The organism is Phycicoccus elongatus Lp2 (assembly GCF_000367525.1).
Lineage (GTDB): Bacteria > Actinomycetota > Actinomycetes > Actinomycetales > Dermatophilaceae > Phycicoccus_A > Phycicoccus_A elongatus.
In genome coordinates this window covers 2485020-2501447 of the sequence record NZ_HF570956.1, presented here as the reverse complement: position 1 = coordinate 2501447, position 16428 = coordinate 2485020, and the positions used below count along the sequence as shown (strand labels likewise).

Genomic DNA, 16428 nt, shown 5'->3' with positions numbered 1-16428 from the left:
TCAGCCTACGGCTCCTTCCATCTGAAGTTCGATGAGGCGGTTGAGTTCGAGGGCGTACTCCATCGGGAGTTCCTTGGCGATCGGCTCGACGAAGCCGCGCACGATCATCGCCATCGCCTCCTCCTCGGTCATGCCTCGGGACATGAGGTAGAACATCTGGTCCTCGGAGACCTTCGAGACGGTCGCCTCGTGACCCATCTGCACGTCGTCCTCGCGGATGTCGACATAGGGGTAGGTGTCGGAGCGGCTGATGTTGTCGACGAGCAGGGCATCGCAGACGACCGAGGACTTCGACCCGTGGGCACCCTCGTTGATCTGCACCAGGCCTCGGTAGGACGTGCGGCCGCCGCCGCGTGCGACCGACTTGGAGACGATCGAGCTGCTCGTGTTGGGGGCGGCGTGGACCATCTTGGAGCCGGCGTCCTGGTGCTGGCCCTCGCCGGCGAAGGCGATGGACAGGGTCTCGCCCTTGGCGTGCTCGCCGAGGAGGAAGACGGCGGGGTACTTCATCGTCACCTTGGAGCCGATGTTGCCGTCGATCCACTCCATCGTCGCGCCCTCGGCGCAGGTCGCGCGCTTGGTGACGAGGTTGTAGACGTTGTTGGACCAGTTCTGGATCGTCGTGTAGCGCACTCGGGCGTTCTTCTTGACGATGATCTCCACGACGGCGCTGTGCAGCGAGTCCGACTTGTAGATCGGCGCAGTGCACCCCTCGACGTAGTGCACATAGGAGCCCTCGTCGGCGATGATCAGCGTCCGCTCGAACTGGCCCATGTTCTCGGTGTTGATCCGGAAGTAGGCCTGCAACGGGATGTCGACGTGGACACCCGGCGGGACGTAGATGAAGGACCCACCGGACCAGACCGCGGTGTTGAGCGCCGCGAACTTGTTGTCTCCGGCGGGGATCACGGTCGCGAAGTGCTCACGGAAGAGGTCTTCGTACTCCCGCAGTCCGGTGTCGGTGTCGACGAAGATGACGCCCTTCTCCTCCAGGTCCTCACGGATCTGGTGGTAGACGACCTCGGATTCGTACTGCGCGGCCACGCCGGCGACCAGGCGCTGCTTCTCGGCCTCGGGGATGCCGAGCCGGTCGTACGTGTTCTTGATGTCCTCGGGGAGCTCGTCCCACGAGGTCGCCTGCTTCTCGGTCGACTTCACGAAGTACTTGATGTTCTGGAAGTCGATCCCGGACAGGTCACTGCCCCACGTCGGCATCGGCTTCTTGTCGAAGAGCCGCAACGACTTCAGCCGGAGCTCGCGCATCCACGCGGGCTCACTCTTGCGCCCCGAGATGTCCTCGACGACGGCCTCGTTGAGGCCGCGCTTGGCCGTGGCGCCAGCGGTGTCGCTGTCGGCCCAGCCGTATTCGTAGGTGCCCAGCCCCTTCAGACCGGGGTTCAGGTCCTCGATCGTGGGCTCGTTGGTCGTCGTCATGATTGCGACCTCTCCTCGGTGGTGGCCCCGGGAGCGGCGGCTCCCGGAACGAAGGTGGTGCAGACGTGGTCACCCTGCGCGAGGGTGGCCAGTCGCTGGACGTGGACGCCGAGCAGCTCGGAGAAGGCCTCCGTCTCGGCGTCACAGAACTCGGGGAACTCGGCCGCGACGTGCTGCACCGGGCAGTGGCCCTGGCACAGTTGGATGCCGGTGAGCGCCGCGGCACCGGGGACGGCGACGGGTCGCGCGCTCGCGGCATACCCCTCGCGCTGGAGGGCGGTCACGAGAGCCGCGGTGCGCTCGGCGACGGGGGCGTTCGCGTCCGGCATCTGCTCTTGACAGCGCTGGGCGAGCCCGCGCGCCCGCTCGTCGGCGAACGAACGCACGGCGCCGCGGCCGGCGTGGGTGGCGAGGAAGCGGATCGCGCCTTCGGCCAGATGGTCGTAGTCGGAGCGAAGGTGGGCATGCCCTTGGGCGCTCAGCACCCAGGCGCGGGCGGGGCGGCCGCGGCCGCGCTGGCCGACCTGGTCACGACCCTCGATGAGTCCCTCGGCGTGGAGGTTCTCGACGTGTCGACGCACCGCGGTCTCGGTCAGGCCGAGCCGCTCGACGAGCGTCGAGGTCGTGATCGGGCCGAGGGTGGAGATGTCGCGCAGGACGCGCTCGCGCGTGCTGGACTCCACCGGGCGGTTGCCCGTCGAGGCCGTTGCGCGAATATCCACACATCCATGTTAGGTATGTGGTCAAACCAAGTCCAACTCAGGTGTGCCTTACTCCGCCCCAGCGGTATGCCGCGGGGCCGGCGCGTCGGCTCCGTGACACTCCTCACCCACCGGATCGTCGAGCCCGTCGTCATCGATGACGCCGAGGAAGACCGAGCGGAGCCGGGTGCGCGGTGGAGCGATGGACTCCGGTCCCCACAGGCGCCGACGCAGCGGCGCGGTGAGCACACCCAACGGAGCCTGGAGCACATAGCCGTAGGCAATGGCGAGGCCGGTGAGGCCGGGCGCGACGACCAGGCCGATGAGGACGGCTGCAAGCACCCCGAGCGAGACCAGTCGTGCGTGGCGGGTCCGGGGCTGCAACAGGTGGCGGAAGGACCGGAAGCGAATGGTGGTCACCATGAGTACCGCCGGGATCGCCGAGATCGCCACCGGAAGCGCGAACTTGGCCGGATCCGGGCCGATTTCAGGGGTGTCCAGGGCGAAGATCGTGGCCATCACGACGGCCGCGGCGCCCGGGCTGGGCAGGCCGATGAAATAGCGCTTGTCCGCCGTCGGATCCGTCGTCACGTTGAAGCGGGCCAATCGGAAGGCCGCACACGCCAGCCACAGGCAGGCCGCAACCCAGGCCAGGAACGGCCAGGTCGGCAGGGCCCACGTGTGGATGAGCACCGCGGGGGCGATCCCGAAGGAGATGAGGTCGGCCAGCGAGTCCAGCTGGATGCCGAAGGGCGAGGTGGCTCCGACCTTGCGGGCGACGAAGCCGTCGGCGATGTCCATGAGGATCGAGACAGCGATGAGGACAGCCGCCTCGCGGTAGTGGCCCCGGAAGGCCAGCAGGACGCACGAGAGCCCGGAGAACATGTTGAGCGTCGTGAAGATGCTCGGGGAGACCAGACGCAGCCGCTCCTTGGGCCGCAACTGGCGCAGCGAGACCACCTCCACCCCTGAGGGGGCGACCAGACGCCAGCGGTCGAAGGGGCGGCGACCACTCGGCCGACGCCAGCGCGAGGACTGGTCGTCACTCATGGCATCCCCGGCCATCGGGCCAGGACGGTCTCGCCGGCGACGACCCGATCCCCCTTGCGGACCGACAGGGGCACGTGCGGTGGCACGAAGACATCCATCCGCGACCCGAACTTCATCAGACCGATGCGCTGCCCCGTGTGCAGCACATCGCCCACCTGGACGCGGGTGACGACACGACGCGCCATCAGGCCCACGATCTGGCGGAAGTGCACGCGTCGCACCTCACCGTCGACCTCCTGCTCGACCGTGATGTCACTGCGCTCGTTGAGGTAGGCACTCTCGTGCTTGTAGGCCGCCAGCCACTTCCCCGGCCGGAACTCCACCTCGGTCACGCGCCCACCGAAGGGCGCCCGATTCATGTGGACGTCGAAGGCGGAAAGGAAGATCGAGACCTGGTTCCACTCGCCCTCGGGGGCGACGTCGGGTTGGCCCGGGCCGGCATACATGACCTTGCCGTCGGCCGGGGAGCGCACCTCGTCGGCCGGCACCGCCGCGTGGTCAGGGGTCCGCTCGGGGTCGCGGAAGAAGAGCGCCACTCCGGCCGGCAGGGCGGCGAGCACGGTGGCGAGCCCGGGGCGTCGTGCGGCCAGCGCCAGCGCCGCGGGAATGGCAGCGATCGCGGTGGCCGGTCCGGCTTCGCGGTCGATGGAGAGCATGGTGGTCCTTCCCGTCGTTGCCCCTGACCCTATTGGGTGGCGCCTGTCGGCTGCGACCATCGGGCTGCCTAGGATCGGGGCCATGGCCGCCGTCGAGATCACCGACCTCGTGCGCACTTTCGGCCAGGTCGTCGCCGTCGCCGGGGCCAGCTGGCAGGCCGAGGCCGGTCGGGTCACGACGGTCCTCGGCCCCAACGGCGCCGGCAAGTCGACGACGATCGAGTGTCTCGAGGGCTTGCAGCGACCCGACGGCGGCACGGCACGGGTGTTGGGGGCGGACCCCTGGCGGGCGGGACCCGATCATCGAGCGCGGGTCGGTGTGATGTTCCAGGACGGCGGACTCCCCAACACTGCCAAACCCCTCGCCCTGCTCTGTCACCTCGCCGCCTTGTATGCCGCGCCGCGAGATGTCGAGGCCCTCACCCGCCGCTTGGGGATCGACTCCTTCGCCGGCACTCCCCTGCGCCGGCTGTCCGGCGGGCAGCGCCAACGCGTGGGCCTCGCAGCAGCTCTCGTGGGCTGCCCGGATGTCGTCTTCCTCGACGAGCCGACAGCCGGGCTGGATCCGCACGCTCGGCGCGAGGTGTGGGAGCTGATGCGTGAGGAGGCCGAGCGAGGGGCCTGCGTCGTCGTCACGACCCACTCCTTCGAGGAGACCGAGCGGGTGGCCGACGACGTCGTGGTGATGGGTCGCGGTCGGGTCCTGGCCACCGGCACGGTCGACGACGTGCGAAATGGGGAGAGCCTCGAGGACCGCTACTTCGCGCTGACCGGAGACCTACGATGACCCCCTCCGCCGCGCCCGAATCGACGGCTCGGCCGCGCGCTGCCGCCCGTCCGGCGCGGCTATTCGCGCAGGGACGCTTCGAGACCCTGACCCTGCTGCGCAATGGCGAGCAGTTGCTCGTGTCCGTGGTGCTGCCGGCGATGGCCCTGGTCGGTCTCACCCTGAGTCCCTATCCGGCGCTCGGCGACGTGCACCGGATCGATGTGACAGCACCGGGGGTGCTGGCCCTGGCCGTCGCGTCGACGGCCTTCACGGGTCAGGCGATCAGCACGGCCTTCGACCGCAGGTACGGCGTGCTGCGCATGTACGGCGTCAGCCCCCTTGGGCGCTCCGGACTGCTCATGGGCAAACTGATCGCCGTCGGCGCGGTCCTGCTCGTGCAGGTCCTGCTCCTCGGCGGGCTGGCGCTTGCCCTGGGCTGGCGCCCCCAGCTCGTGGGAATTCCCGCCGCGCTCGTCGCTGGCGTGCTGGGGACAACGGCCTTCCTCGGTCTGGGTCTGCTCATCGCCGGCACCCTGCGGGCCGAAGCCGTCCTGGCCCTGGCCAACCTTGCGTGGGTCCTCTTCCTCGGGCTCGGTCTGCTGCTCCCGGTCACCACCCTGCCCACGTGGGCCGAACCCCTGGCGAGTGCACTCCTCTCGGGTGCCCTCGGTGAGGCCATGCGCGGCGCCCTGGCGCATGGCACCTGGTCATGGGGTGCCCTGGGGGTTCTGCTCGCCTGGTCGGCGGCGTGCTGGGCCCTGGCCGGTCGCTTGTTCCGGTGGGCCCCCTAGTCAGAACCCGTCGCGCAGGCGCACGAAACGCACGCCGCGGTCGAGCAACGTCGGCAGCGCCGCGGCATACCCCCCGCTCGTGCCGCGACCTGGGCGGTTCATGTGGGAGATCACGATGTCGCCCGGCCGCACGCGGGCGAGCTCGCCGGCCACTTGTGTCGCCGTGTAGGTGGCACCGGCGTCGGCGTTGACCGAGAAGCCGGCGACTGCCTGGCCGACGGACCTGCTGATCGCCACCGCCACCTCGTCGTAGTGCGCGGTGCCCGACCGGAAGAACCACGGGGTCCGCCCGAGCGTCGCAGCGAACCAGTCGTTGGCGGCCACGACCTCGTCGTAGGCCTCCCCCACCGACGCGGTCCCGGCGATTCCATAGGCCTCGCTGCCGGTCACCGAGAGCGGCACATGCCGCACGCCGTGGCTCTCGAGCTCGAAGAGCGGGTCGGCCGCAAGTTCAGCGGCGAGGGCCGGGTTGGCGACGATCCACCGGCGGTTGAGGAAAAGCGTGGCGGGCACCTGCCGCGCGCGGAGAAGGTCGATGAGGGCGGCGTCGTAGCCGTCGCCACCGTTGCCTCCGCCGCAGGCATCGAAGGTCAACGCAACCCCCAGTGCCTGCTCGAGCCGGGAGGTCACCCCCTCGACATCCAGGCCCCACTGCCCGGGCCGCCGCCCGGAGAAGGCGGCCACGGTCGCGGCCCGGGTGGGGATGGGTGCCGCCGCCCATGGCGGCGACATCGGTCCCGACGGCGCCGTCGAGGGTGCCGGCTCAGGGGTGTCGGTCACGGACGGTGTCGGAGTGGGTGCCGGTGTCGGCGTGGCACTCGGGGTGGGGGTCGGCGTCGAGGACCCGAAAGGGGTGGATGACGACGTGGGCGTGGCTGTTGGGGCCGTGTCCGCACATCCGGCGGCCGCCCCGACCACGCCCAGCGCTCCGAGCACCGCGGCTCGACGCGAGACCTCCTGCCTGCCCACGTCACCCTCTCTGCTGACCGCCCCCGCGGGTGGACCACCCGCGGGCGGCTCGTACCCTGCAGGTGTGAGTATGCCGTCCAGCCAGGTCACCCGCGTCGACGCCACCCCCACTGGTCCCGCCGGTCCGGTCCAGGGACTGCTCGCGCGGTGGTTCGACCGGATCCTGTGGGTCAACGCGATGCTGCAGGTCCTCATCATCGTCAGCGGTGGGCTGGTCCGACTCACCGGGAGCGGCTTGGGTTGCCCGACTTGGCCACAGTGCGTGCCGGGGAGTTACGTCCCGGTCCCGCACCAGGAGCAGGGCATCCACAAGTTCATCGAATTCGGGAACCGCACGCTCACGGGCGTCCTGGGGGTGGCGGCTCTGCTCGCCGTGATCGCCGTCTGGCAGGTCGCGCCTCGACGACACCTCAAGCGCGACAGTCTGCTCGTGCTCGGCGGCATCGTCCTGCAGGCCCTGCTGGGCGGCCTGACCGTCCTGGCCGGATTGCACCCGGTGACCGTCGCCACGCACTTCCTCGTGTCTGCCGGATTGGTCGCGATCGCCACCCGCCTCCACCTGACCCGTCACGAGCCGGACGTGGCTGCACGATCGCTGGTCCCCTCGCTCGTCCGACAACTCGGCACCGTGACCTGCCTCGTCGCGGCCATCGTGCTCACCCTCGGCACGGTGGTGACCGGCTCGGGACCGCACTCAGGGGATGCCGACACCCCGGCGCGCTTCGGCTTGGACCCGCGCACCATCTCCTGGCTGCATGCCGACGCGGTGATGCTCTTCGTCGGTCTGGTCGTGGCCACGTGGGTTGCGGTTCGCCTCACCGGGTCCGACGACAACCGCGCAGCCGGCGCCTGGCATGCGGTGCTCCTCGTCACCGTGGCCCAAGGAGTGGTCGGCTACGCGCAGTACCTCACTGACCTGCCTTGGCTGCTCGTGCTCGGGCACATGCTGCTGGCCGCCCTCCTCGTCGTCACCCTGACGCGAGCGATGGTCGCGCTTCGCACGCGCCACGCCTGACGGCGCGAAAGGGGGCTCGGTCAGCCGATGGCGAGGTGCAGGATCGGGTCGATCGCAACCGCGAGGAAGAGCAAGGTCACATAGGTGATCGAGAAGTGGAAGAGCCGCATCGGCTTGAGCACCTTCGAGGCCGCGCCGGCCTTGGCCAGGCGCAGCAGGCGGTGGCCCTCGGTGATGAAGACGCCACCGCTGAGCAGGGCGGTCACGAGGTAGATCCACCCCATGCCGGCAACCGGGACAAGGGCGAGCGATGTCGCCACCATGGCCCACGAGTAGGCGACGATCTGGCGAGCGACGGTGGCCGCGCCGCGTTCCACGGGCAGCATCGGGACGTGTGCGTTGGCGTAGTCGTCCTTGAAGGCCATCGACAGGGGCCAGTAGTGCGGCGGCGTCCAGAAGAAGATGACGAGGAAGAGGATGATCGCCGGCCACCCGACCGTGCCCGTCACCGCCGACCAACCGATGAGGACTGGCATGCACCCGGCGGCGCCACCCCAGACGATGTTCTGCGAGGTCCGCCGCTTGAGGAGCATCGTGTAGCCCACGGCATACATGGCGATCGCGGCGACGGAGAGGACCGCGGACGGCCAGTTCACCAACCACGCGAACCACACCGTCGACACGACCGTGAGCAACACACCGAAGACCATCCCGGCCCGCACGGAGACCTCGCCGGTGACGATCGGCCGCTTCTCGGTCCGGTGCATGAGGGCGTCGATGTCGCGGTCGTAGACCATGTTGAAGGTGTTCGCAGCACCCGCCGACAGGTAGCCACCGATGACAGTTGCAGCCACCAACCAGAGGTCCGGCACGCCGCGGTGCGCGAGGAACATGACCGGAACGGTCGTCACGAGCAGTAGCTCGATGATCCGTGGTTTGGTCAGGGCGACGTAGTTCGCCACCTGTCGTCGCCAGCCACCCGGAGAGGTCTGCGCGGGCGCGGACGGGGCAACAGCGGACACGAAGGATGCCTTCTCACGACGAGTGGTGGTCCCAGCGAGTCTACCGACCGTGAAGCCGCGCGTGGTCACCGCCCGAGTGCTCGACCCGAGTGACTAGGCTGGATCCGATCGTGCACCCCACCCGGCGCCGACAGCGCGCGCCGTTCACGTCGAACAGAAAGGCCCTGACGTGGCTGCTGCCGCCTCTGCCAAGCGCTCCCCCAGCCTCAAGCGCCCGCTGGCGCGCAAGGCCCAGTGGACCGACCTCGACGTCCGTGCGGTCGACACGGTGCGCATCCTGGCCGCCGACAGCGTGCAGAAGGTCGGCAACGGCCACCCGGGCACGGCGATCAGCCTCGCTCCAGTCGCCTACCTGCTCTACCAGAACGTCATGCGCCACGACCCGAGCGATCCGACCTGGCTGGGTCGTGACCGGTTCGTGCTGTCCTGCGGGCACTCCAGCCTGACCCAGTACATCCAGCTCTTCCTCTCCGGCTACGGCCTGCAGCTCGCCGACCTCAAGGCTCTGCGCACTTGGGGGTCGCAGACGCCGGGTCACCCGGAGGTGCACCACACGACGGGTGTCGAGATCACGACCGGGCCGCTGGGGTCCGGCCTGGCCTCCGCGGTGGGCATGGCGATGGCGCAGCGGCGCCAGCGCGGCCTGCTGGATCCCGACGCCAAGCCCGGTGAGAGCCCCTTCGACCACCACATCTGGGTCATCGCCTCCGACGGAGACCTCATGGAGGGCGTCTCCGGCGAGGCGTCATCGTTGGCCGGTCACCAGGAACTCGGTAACCTGACCGTCGTCTACGACGCCAACCAGATCTCGATCGAGGACGACACCGACATCTCCTTCAGCGAGGACGTCGCCGCGCGCTACGCGGCATACGGCTGGGATGTCGTCGACGTCGACTGGCGCAAGAGCAACGACCCGGCCGGCACCCCCGACTACACCGAGGACGTCGACGCCCTCTACAACGCACTCACCAAGAGCCGGAAGGCCAAGCGCCCCACCCTCATTCGCCTCCACACCGTCATCGCGTGGCCGGCCCCGACCAAGAAGGGCACGGGCAAGTCCCACGGCTCCGCCCTCGGCGATCCCGAGATCCAGGGCATGAAGCAGTTGCTGGGCTTCGACCCGGCCAAGACCTTCGAGGTCGACGCCCCAGTGCTGGCGCACGCTCGCAAGGTCAAGGTCCGCGGCAAGGCGGCCCATCGCGAGTGGGACAAGGCCTACAAGACCTGGCGCAAGGCCAACGCGGACGGCGCGGCCCTGCTCGACCGGCTCGTCAAGGGCGAATTGCCCGCGGGGCTGGCCAAGGCCCTGCCCACCTTCCCGGCCGACGCCAAGGGCATCGCGACGCGGGCCGCCTCCGGCAAGGTCCTCGGCGCCATGGCTCCGGTCATGCCTGAGCTGTGGGGCGGGTCGGCCGACCTCGCCGAGTCCAACAACACGACGATGGAGGGCGAGCCGTCCTTCATCCCGAGGTCCAAGCAGACCCACGAGTGGAAGGGCGGCCCCTACGGCCGCACCCTCCACTTCGGCATCCGCGAGTTCGCGATGGGCCTGATCCTCAACGGCATCGCTCTGGAGGGCCTGACGCGGCCCTACGGCGGCACCTTCCTCGTCTTCTCCGACTACATGCGGGCTGCCGTCCGCCTGGCCTGCATCCAGCAGCTCCCGGTCACCTTCGTCTGGACCCACGACTCGATCGGGCTCGGGGAGGACGGACCCACGCACCAGCCGATCGAGCACCTGGCCAGCCTGCGGCTCATCCCCGGCTTCTCGGTCGTCCGCCCGGCCGACGCCAACGAGACCGCGGCCGCCTGGCTGGCCATTCTCGAGCGGGCTGCCCCGGCCGGCCTCGCCCTCTCGCGGCAGGCGCTCCCCGTGGTCGAGCGTGGCAAGGGCGCGGCCGCACCGGCCTCGGGCGTCGCCAAAGGCGGTTACGTCCTGCTCGAGTCCAGCACCGCGACCCCGCAGGTGATCCTCGTCGCCACGGGCTCCGAGGTGCAGCTCGCCGTCGAGGCCCGAACCACCCTCGAGAAGGCCGGCATCGGCACGCGCGTGGTGTCGATGCCCTGTGTCGAGTGGTTCGCGGAGCAGTCCGCGGCCTACCGCGAGAAGGTGTTGCCCAAGGCGGTGCGCGCGCGGGTGGCTGTCGAGGCGGGAGTGCCGACCGGGTGGCGCGAGCTCGTCGGGGACGCCGGCGAGGTCATCGGCATCGACCACTACGGTGCGTCAGCCGACGCCGCGACCTTGTTCCGCGAGTTCGGCTTCACGGCCGACAAGGTCGTGGCCGCAGCGAAGCGGTCGCTCAAGGCTGCGGCGGACGCCGACGTGATCCCGGCAGTCACGCCCGACAGCGCTCGCACCGACAAGCCGGCCGCGAAGGCGACACACCGGCTCGCTGCCAAGACCTCGAGGGGAAAGTGACCATGACGACGAACAAGGCACTCACCGACCTGGCCGACGCCGGCGTCTCGATCTGGCTCGACGACCTCTCCCGGGAGCGGCTGGAATCCGGCAATCTCGCCGATCTCATCGAGACCAAGGGCGTCGTCGGCGTCACGACCAATCCCTCCATCTTCCAGGCGGCACTGGCCGATGGTGAGGCGTATGCCGCGCAGGTCGCCGACCTCGCGGCGGCGGATTCCGGCGTCGACGACGCCGTCTTCGCGATGACCACCGACGACGTCCGGGCCGCCTGCGACCTCTTCACCCCTCTCTACGAGCGCACGGACGGGGTGGACGGTCGGGTCTCGATCGAGGTCGATCCGCGGCTCGCGCGCGACACCGCGGCCACCGTCGACCAGGCCCAGGCCCTGCACGCCGCGGTGGACCGCCCCAACGTGCTCATCAAGATCCCTGCGACGGTCGAGGGGCTGCCGGCGATCACCGCCACCCTCGCCGAGGGAATCAGCGTCAACGTCACCCTCATCTTCAGCCTCGAGCGGTATCGCGCCGTCATGAACGCCTTCCTCACAGGCCTCGAGCAGGCCAAGGAGGCCGGTCGGGACCTGTCGACGATTCACTCGGTGGCCTCGTTCTTCGTCTCGCGAGTCGACACCGAGATCGACAAGCGCCTCGATGTCCTCGGCACCGAGGAGGCCAAGGCCCTCAAGGGCAAGGCCGGGATCGCCAATGCGCGCCTTGCCTATCAGGCCTATGAGGAGGTCTTCTCCTCGGCGCGGTGGGAGACCCTGGCAGCGGCCGGCGCCCGGCCTCAGCGGCCCTTGTGGGCGTCCACGGGAGTCAAGGACCCGGCATACCCCGACACGATGTATGTCACGGAGTTGGTCGCCCCCGGCACCGTCAACACGATGCCCGAGAAGACACTCGACGCCGTCGCGGACCACGGGGTTGTCACCGGTGACACGGTGACCGACCACTACGGCGACGCGGCCGCCGTGCTCGATGCCCTCGAAGGCCTCGGCATCTCGTACTCCGACGTCGTCGACCAACTCGAGCGTGAGGGCGTCGAGAAGTTCGAGAAGTCCTGGGCCGAACTCCTCGACGGAGTCACCGCCGCCCTCGAGCGAGCCCGATGAGCCCGGCCCGAGTCACGCCGCAACGCAACCCGCTGCGCGACGAACGCGACAAGCGTCTCCCCCGGATCGCCGGGCCCTGCGGCATTGTCATGTTCGGGGTCACCGGCGACCTGGCGCGTCGCAAGTTGATGCCGGCGATCTACGACCTGGCCAACCGTGGCCTGCTGCCGCCCGGGTTCTCCCTCGTCGGTTTCGCCCGCCGGGATTGGGCGACCCAGGACTTCGGCGACATCGTCCACGACGCGGTCAAGGCCGGCGCCCGCACCCCCTTCCGCGAGGAGGTGTGGAAGTCCCTGGCCGAGGGTTTCCGGTTCGTCCCGGGCAGCTTCGACGACGATGCCGCCTTCGACGAGCTGGCGCGGGTCGTCAAGGAACTCGACGAGCACCGCGGCACAGGCGGCAACCACGCCTTCTACCTGTCAATTCCACCCGGATTCTTCGGCTTGGTCTGCGAGCAGTTGCAACGCTCCGGCCTGGCCGGCGGTCCTTCGGACTCCTGGCGGCGCGTCATCATCGAGAAGCCGTTCGGGCACGATCTGGCATCAGCCCAGGAACTCAACAAGATCGTCGAGGGCGTCTTCCCCGCCGACTCGGTCTTCCGGATCGACCACTACCTGGGCAAGGAGACGGTCCAGAACCTGCTCGCCCTGCGGTTCGCCAACTCGATGTTCGAGCCGGTCTGGAATCGCAACTACATCGACCACGTCCAGATCACGATGGCCGAGGACATCGGCATCGGTGGCCGCGCCGGCTATTACGACGGCATCGGTGCGGCCCGCGACGTCATCCAGAACCACCTGCTGCAGTTGCTCGCTCTGACCGCGATGGAGGAGCCGGTCTCCTTCGAGGCCCATCATCTGCGCGCCGAGAAGGAGAAGGTCCTCTCCTCGGTGCGCCTGCCCAAGGACCTCGGGTCGGCGACCGCTCGTGGTCAGTATGCCGAGGGTTGGCAGGGCGCCGAGCAGGTCGTCGGCTACCTCCAGGAGGAGGGGGTCAAGGCCGGCTCCACGACGGAGACGTATGCCGCAGTGCGCCTCGACGTCGCGAACGCCCGGTGGGCGGGGGTGCCGTTCTACCTCCGCACCGGCAAGCGGCTGGGCAAGCGGGTCACCGAAATCGCCCTGGTCTTCAAGACGGCGCCGCACCTGCCGTTCAACGACACCGCGACCGAGGAACTCGGCCAGAACGCCATCGTCATCCGGGTGCAACCGGACGAGGGCGTGACGTTGCGCTTCGGCGCCAAGGTTCCCGGCGCCACCATGGAGGTCCGCGATGTGACCATGGACTTCGGGTATGGCCGGGCCTTCACCGAAACCTCGCCGGAGGCCTACGAACGTCTGATCCTCGATGTCCTGCTCGGGGACCCACCGCTCTTTCCCCGGCACGAGGAGGTCGAGCTGTCCTGGCAGATCCTGGACCCGATCGAGAAGCATTGGGCAGGGATGAAGGGCGGCCTCGACCAGTACCCGGCCGGCACGTGGGGCCCGGCGGAGGCCGACAAGTTGATGCGCCGTGACGGCCGCGAGTGGAGGTTCCCGTGATCGTCGATCTGCCCGACACCACGACGACGGAGTTGTCCAAACGGTTGGTCAAGATCCGCTCCGAGGTGGGCGCCATGGCCCTGTCCAGGGTCCTCACCCTCGTCGTCGTCGTGGACGACGTGGAGGCGGAAGAGGCCATCACGATCGCCAACGAGGCCAGCCGCCAGCACCCTTGTCGAATCATCGTCATCGTGCAGGGCGAGACCCGCGGGCGCGCCCGCCTCGACGGCCAGATCAGGGTGGGCGGCGATGCGGGCGCCAGCGAGGTGGTCGTGGCCCGACTGGTGGGCCGAGTCGTCGCCCACGCGGACAGCATCGTGACCCCCTTGCTGCTCGCCGACAGCCCCATCGTCGTGTGGTGGCCGCGCCACGCCCCGAAGGCCCCAGCCAAGGACCCGATCGGCTCGATGGCCCAGCGGCGGATCACGGACTCGGTGTATCTGGCCAAGAACCCCCGGACCGCTCTGCGCCGACTCGCCGACGCCTATGCGGCCGGCGACACCGATCTTGCCTGGGGCCGGATCACGCGCTGGCGAGGTCTGCTCGCGGCCGCGCTTGATCAGGCTCCCTATGAGTCGGTCGAGAGTGCGGTCGTCGTCGGAGCCCCGGACTCACCGTCCGCGGATCTGCTCGCGGCCTGGCTGCACGCAAGACTGAAGTGCCCGGTGAGACTGCGCCGCTCGAAGGAGTCCTCCGGGGTGATCGCGGTCGAGTTGACTCGCGCGAGTGGGGTTCTCGAGCTCCACCGGCCGGTCAACGGCAACGCCGCCACGCTGTCCACACCCGGCCAACCCGACCGAACGATCGCCCTCGCGCACCGCTCGGATGCCGAGTGCCTGGCCGAAGAACTGCGGCGCCTTGACCCGGACGATGTCTACCAGGAGGCCCTCACCGTGGGTCTGGCCGGCGTGGGAACTGCACGGAGCTGACGATCATGGGTTGGTTCCGGAAGAAACCCAGCGGGGCGGGCGACCACGCCGCGGAGTCGACCGAGGTGCCCTCTGCCGACGATCTGGATGGCTCGGACGCCGTCGTCGAGAGCATCATCACGACCGCTCTCGACGCAGGTCAGCACGCGCAGGTCGAGGAGCGCCTACGACAAGCGATCACCCTTGGCGCCGACCCCGAGGACATCGCGTCGATCGGCCACACCCTTGATCGGCTGCGCAGCCTGCCGGATGACACGGTGAGCCGCGCCGACCTCGATGCCGTGGCCACCGCGCTGGGTGAGCACCTGGCTCGGCATGGCGGCTTTCGCTGGGCCTTCATCACCGACCCCTTCGGGAGCGATGTGGGCCTGGAGTCCCGCCGTGGCACGACGACAGTGGTGCCGAGCAATCTCGTCGCGGCGCGGTGGATGCGTCGGGAGACCGGTTGGGTCGAGGGCGTGGTGCGGCACCTCGCCCGCGTGGCCGCGTCGCGCTGAGCTGATCGGTCGGCAGATCAGGTGATCAGGCCGCGGTCACGCAGCGCCTGAAGGGACTCCTCGAGGATCGCGGCGCCGTCGGTGTCCGAGCGACGCTCCTTCACATAGGCAAGGTGCGTCTTGTAGGGCTCGACACGCGGCGGAGCCGGCGGATTGTCCTGATCGGTGCCCGCCGGGAAGCCGCAGCGTGGGCAGTCCCACTCTTCGGGGACCACGACGCCCTCTTCCCGCGCGAAGCTCGGACGGGTCTGGTGCCCGTTGGCACAGTAGAAGGTCACAAAGACGCGTGGTGCCGTCTCGCCCCGCTCGGCCTCGCCCATCGGCCCGGCGCCGACACGGCTTCCCCGGATTGCGTTCCCACCAGCCATGACAGCGGCGCTCCTTCACAGCAGACGGTCCCGCGGCGGTGCGGGACGGGTTGGCTCAGGCGAATCGGTCGAGGATCCCGAGCCCGACAATGCAGGTGAACCACACGACAGCCACCGAGATGGTGATTCGGTCGAGGTTGCGCTCGGCAACCGAGGAGCCACCCAGCGAACTGGACATGCCTCCACCGAACATGTCCGACAGACCGCCACCCTTGCCCTTGTGCAGGAGGATGAGCATGGTCAGGAAGAGGCCTCCGAGGACGAGGAGGACCTGTAGGCCGATGCGGACGGCGTTCACGGGATCACCAATCAGAAGTATCGAACGGTCGCGACCGAGGTCGCGGCGATCAGGATAACCCGAGCAGCCGTCAGGACGTCTGCAGGTGGTCGCGGAAGCGGCAGATCGCGGTGAACTCCTCGGCATCCAAGGAGGCGCCACCAACAAGTGCCCCGTCGACGTCCTCCTTGGCCATGATGGCCGCGACGTTGCCGGACTTGACCGAGCCGCCGTAGAGAATGCGGATGCCGTCGGCGAGGTCTCCGCTGTAGAGCTCGGCAACCTTGGTACGGATCGCTGCGCAGACCTCCTGGGCGTCCTCGGGCGTGGCAACCTCACCGGTACCGATGGCCCAGATCGGCTCATAGGCGATGACGATCGAGGCGGCCTGCTCGGCGGGCAGCCCGTCGAGGCCGGCCTCGATCTGGCCCAGGACGTGCGCCACCTGCTCGCCCGCCTGCCGGATCTCCAGGCCCTCTCCGCAGCAGAAGATCGGCGTGAGTCCGTGCGTGTAGGCCGCCTTGATCTTGGCGTTCACGACCGCGTCGGTCTCGTTGTGGTACTCACGGCGTTCACTGTGGCCGACCGCGACATAGGTGCAGCCGAGCTTGGCCAGGAAGGCCCCCGAGATCTCGCCGGTGTAGGCGCCGGAGTCGTGGACGGACAGGTCCTGAGCGCCGTACTTGAGCGGCAGCCGGTCACCGTCGATCAGGGTCTGGACGCTGCGGATGTCGGTGAAGGGGGGCAGGACGGCAACCTCGACGGCCCCGTGGTCGTGTTTGCCGTCGCGCAGGCTCCAATCGAGCTTCTGCACCAGATGGGTTGCCTGCAGGTGGTCCAGGTTCATCTTCCAGTTGCCCGCCATGAGCGGGGTGCGGGTCGCCATCAGGCGTCACCTTTCTCTCGTTGCGTCCGGCAAGGTGGTTGGTATGCCG

17 protein-coding genes are annotated in these 16428 nt (G+C 69.1%); 8 read left to right on the top strand and 9 right to left on the bottom strand.

Annotated features, from left to right (window positions below):
• Genes sufB through BN10_RS12010 form a run of 4 tightly spaced genes read right to left on the bottom strand, consistent with a single transcriptional unit; the run spans position 1 to position 3841 of the window.
• Positions 1 to 1434 (bottom strand): Fe-S cluster assembly protein SufB, encoded by a 1434-nt coding sequence (gene sufB / locus BN10_RS12025; RefSeq protein ID WP_010851523.1) that lies wholly within the window; start codon positions 1432 to 1434, stop codon positions 1 to 3.
• Positions 1431 to 2156 (bottom strand): helix-turn-helix transcriptional regulator, encoded by a 726-nt coding sequence (locus tag BN10_RS12020; RefSeq protein WP_010851522.1) that lies wholly within the window; start codon positions 2154 to 2156, stop codon positions 1431 to 1433. The genes sufB and BN10_RS12020 overlap by 4 nt, the downstream gene beginning before the upstream one ends.
• A gap of 48 nt (positions 2157 to 2204) precedes the next feature.
• Positions 2205 to 3185 (bottom strand): CDP-diacylglycerol--serine O-phosphatidyltransferase, encoded by a 981-nt coding sequence (pssA, locus tag BN10_RS12015; protein ID WP_010851521.1) that lies wholly within the window; start codon positions 3183 to 3185, stop codon positions 2205 to 2207.
• Positions 3182 to 3841 carry a phosphatidylserine decarboxylase gene (locus BN10_RS12010; protein WP_010851520.1) on the bottom strand — a complete coding sequence of 220 codons (660 nt, stop codon included), beginning with the start codon at positions 3839 to 3841 and terminating at the stop codon, positions 3182 to 3184. Before BN10_RS12010 ends, pssA begins: the two co-directional genes overlap by 4 nt.
• Before the next feature lie 82 nt (positions 3842 to 3923).
• On the opposite strand from BN10_RS12010, the gene BN10_RS12005 reads away from it, so the two are divergent.
• Together BN10_RS12005 and BN10_RS12000 are read left to right on the top strand one after the other, a co-directional pair.
• Positions 3924 to 4628 carry an ABC transporter ATP-binding protein gene (locus BN10_RS12005; RefSeq protein WP_010851519.1) on the top strand — a complete coding sequence of 235 codons (705 nt, stop codon included), beginning with the start codon at positions 3924 to 3926 and terminating at the stop codon, positions 4626 to 4628.
• Positions 4625 to 5401, top strand: coding sequence for an ABC transporter permease (locus BN10_RS12000; protein WP_010851518.1), 777 nt, complete (start codon positions 4625 to 4627; stop codon positions 5399 to 5401). The genes BN10_RS12005 and BN10_RS12000 overlap by 4 nt, the downstream gene beginning before the upstream one ends.
• Here the strand turns inward: BN10_RS12000 and BN10_RS11995 are convergent, their stop codons facing one another.
• Positions 5402 to 6181: a polysaccharide deacetylase family protein gene (locus BN10_RS11995; protein WP_198014126.1), complete on the bottom strand. Its 780-nt coding sequence runs from the start codon at positions 6179 to 6181 to the stop codon at positions 5402 to 5404. It abuts the gene before it with no gap.
• Positions 6182 to 6440: 259 nt separating this feature from the next.
• Here BN10_RS11995 and BN10_RS11990 point away from each other — a divergent pair, with 259 nt between their 5' ends.
• Positions 6441 to 7385 carry a COX15/CtaA family protein gene (locus tag BN10_RS11990; RefSeq protein ID WP_084311204.1) on the top strand — a complete coding sequence of 315 codons (945 nt, stop codon included), beginning with the start codon at positions 6441 to 6443 and terminating at the stop codon, positions 7383 to 7385.
• Positions 7386 to 7405: 20 nt separating this feature from the next.
• Here BN10_RS11990 and BN10_RS11985 read toward each other — a convergent pair whose 3' ends face one another.
• Positions 7406 to 8347, bottom strand: a complete 942-nt coding sequence (locus BN10_RS11985; protein ID WP_010851515.1) for a heme o synthase — start codon at positions 8345 to 8347, stop codon at positions 7406 to 7408.
• 169 nt (positions 8348 to 8516) lie between these two features.
• Between BN10_RS11985 and tkt the strand changes: the two genes are divergently transcribed.
• From tkt to BN10_RS11960, 5 genes are read left to right on the top strand one after another with little or no spacing between them, the layout of a single operon-like run.
• The gene (tkt, locus tag BN10_RS11980) at positions 8517 to 10766 is read left to right on the top strand and encodes a transketolase (protein WP_010851514.1); all 2250 of its coding nucleotides are present in this window, start codon (positions 8517 to 8519) and stop codon (positions 10764 to 10766) included.
• 2 nt (positions 10767 to 10768) lie between these two features.
• Entirely contained in the window at positions 10769 to 11881 is a 1113-nt protein-coding gene (tal, locus tag BN10_RS11975; protein ID WP_010851513.1) for a transaldolase, read from the top strand.
• Entirely contained in the window at positions 11878 to 13422 is a 1545-nt protein-coding gene (zwf, locus tag BN10_RS11970; RefSeq protein WP_010851512.1) for a glucose-6-phosphate dehydrogenase, read from the top strand. Before tal ends, zwf begins: the two co-directional genes overlap by 4 nt.
• Positions 13419 to 14351 (top strand): glucose-6-phosphate dehydrogenase assembly protein OpcA, encoded by a 933-nt coding sequence (opcA, locus tag BN10_RS11965; protein WP_010851511.1) that lies wholly within the window; start codon positions 13419 to 13421, stop codon positions 14349 to 14351. The genes zwf and opcA overlap by 4 nt, the downstream gene beginning before the upstream one ends.
• Positions 14352 to 14356: 5 nt before the next feature.
• Positions 14357 to 14848 carry a DUF3806 domain-containing protein gene (locus tag BN10_RS11960; protein WP_010851510.1) on the top strand — a complete coding sequence of 164 codons (492 nt, stop codon included), beginning with the start codon at positions 14357 to 14359 and terminating at the stop codon, positions 14846 to 14848.
• A gap of 17 nt (positions 14849 to 14865) precedes the next feature.
• Here the strand turns inward: BN10_RS11960 and BN10_RS11955 are convergent, their stop codons facing one another.
• From BN10_RS11955 to tpiA, 3 genes are all read right to left on the bottom strand, one after another.
• Positions 14866 to 15216 carry an RNA polymerase-binding protein RbpA gene (locus tag BN10_RS11955; RefSeq protein WP_010851509.1) on the bottom strand — a complete coding sequence of 117 codons (351 nt, stop codon included), beginning with the start codon at positions 15214 to 15216 and terminating at the stop codon, positions 14866 to 14868.
• A gap of 55 nt (positions 15217 to 15271) precedes the next feature.
• The gene (gene secG / locus BN10_RS11950) at positions 15272 to 15514 is read right to left on the bottom strand and encodes a preprotein translocase subunit SecG (RefSeq protein ID WP_010851508.1); all 243 of its coding nucleotides are present in this window, start codon (positions 15512 to 15514) and stop codon (positions 15272 to 15274) included.
• Between the two features lie 70 nt (positions 15515 to 15584).
• Complete coding sequence (tpiA, locus tag BN10_RS11945; protein ID WP_010851507.1) at positions 15585 to 16379, bottom strand: triose-phosphate isomerase; 795 nt, start codon at positions 16377 to 16379, stop codon at positions 15585 to 15587.
• Positions 16380 to 16428: the final 49 nt, after the last annotated feature.

Coding starts and splice junctions, on each gene's coding strand:
- sufB (WP_010851523.1), bottom strand. CDS start 1,434: ATGACGACGACCAACGAGCCCACGATCGAGGACCTGAACCCCGGTCTG.
- pssA (WP_010851521.1), bottom strand. CDS start 3,185: ATGAGTGACGACCAGTCCTCGCGCTGGCGTCGGCCGAGTGGTCGCCGC.
- BN10_RS12010 (WP_010851520.1), bottom strand. CDS start 3,841: ATGCTCTCCATCGACCGCGAAGCCGGACCGGCCACCGCGATCGCTGCC.
- BN10_RS12005 (WP_010851519.1), top strand. CDS start 3,924: ATGGCCGCCGTCGAGATCACCGACCTCGTGCGCACTTTCGGCCAGGTC.
- BN10_RS12000 (WP_010851518.1), top strand. CDS start 4,625: ATGACCCCCTCCGCCGCGCCCGAATCGACGGCTCGGCCGCGCGCTGCC.
- BN10_RS11990 (WP_084311204.1), top strand. CDS start 6,441: ATGCCGTCCAGCCAGGTCACCCGCGTCGACGCCACCCCCACTGGTCCC.
- tal (WP_010851513.1), top strand. CDS start 10,769: ATGACGACGAACAAGGCACTCACCGACCTGGCCGACGCCGGCGTCTCG.
- zwf (WP_010851512.1), top strand. CDS start 11,878: ATGAGCCCGGCCCGAGTCACGCCGCAACGCAACCCGCTGCGCGACGAA.
- BN10_RS11960 (WP_010851510.1), top strand. CDS start 14,357: ATGGGTTGGTTCCGGAAGAAACCCAGCGGGGCGGGCGACCACGCCGCG.
- BN10_RS11955 (WP_010851509.1), bottom strand. CDS start 15,216: ATGGCTGGTGGGAACGCAATCCGGGGAAGCCGTGTCGGCGCCGGGCCG.
- tpiA (WP_010851507.1), bottom strand. CDS start 16,379: ATGGCGACCCGCACCCCGCTCATGGCGGGCAACTGGAAGATGAACCTG.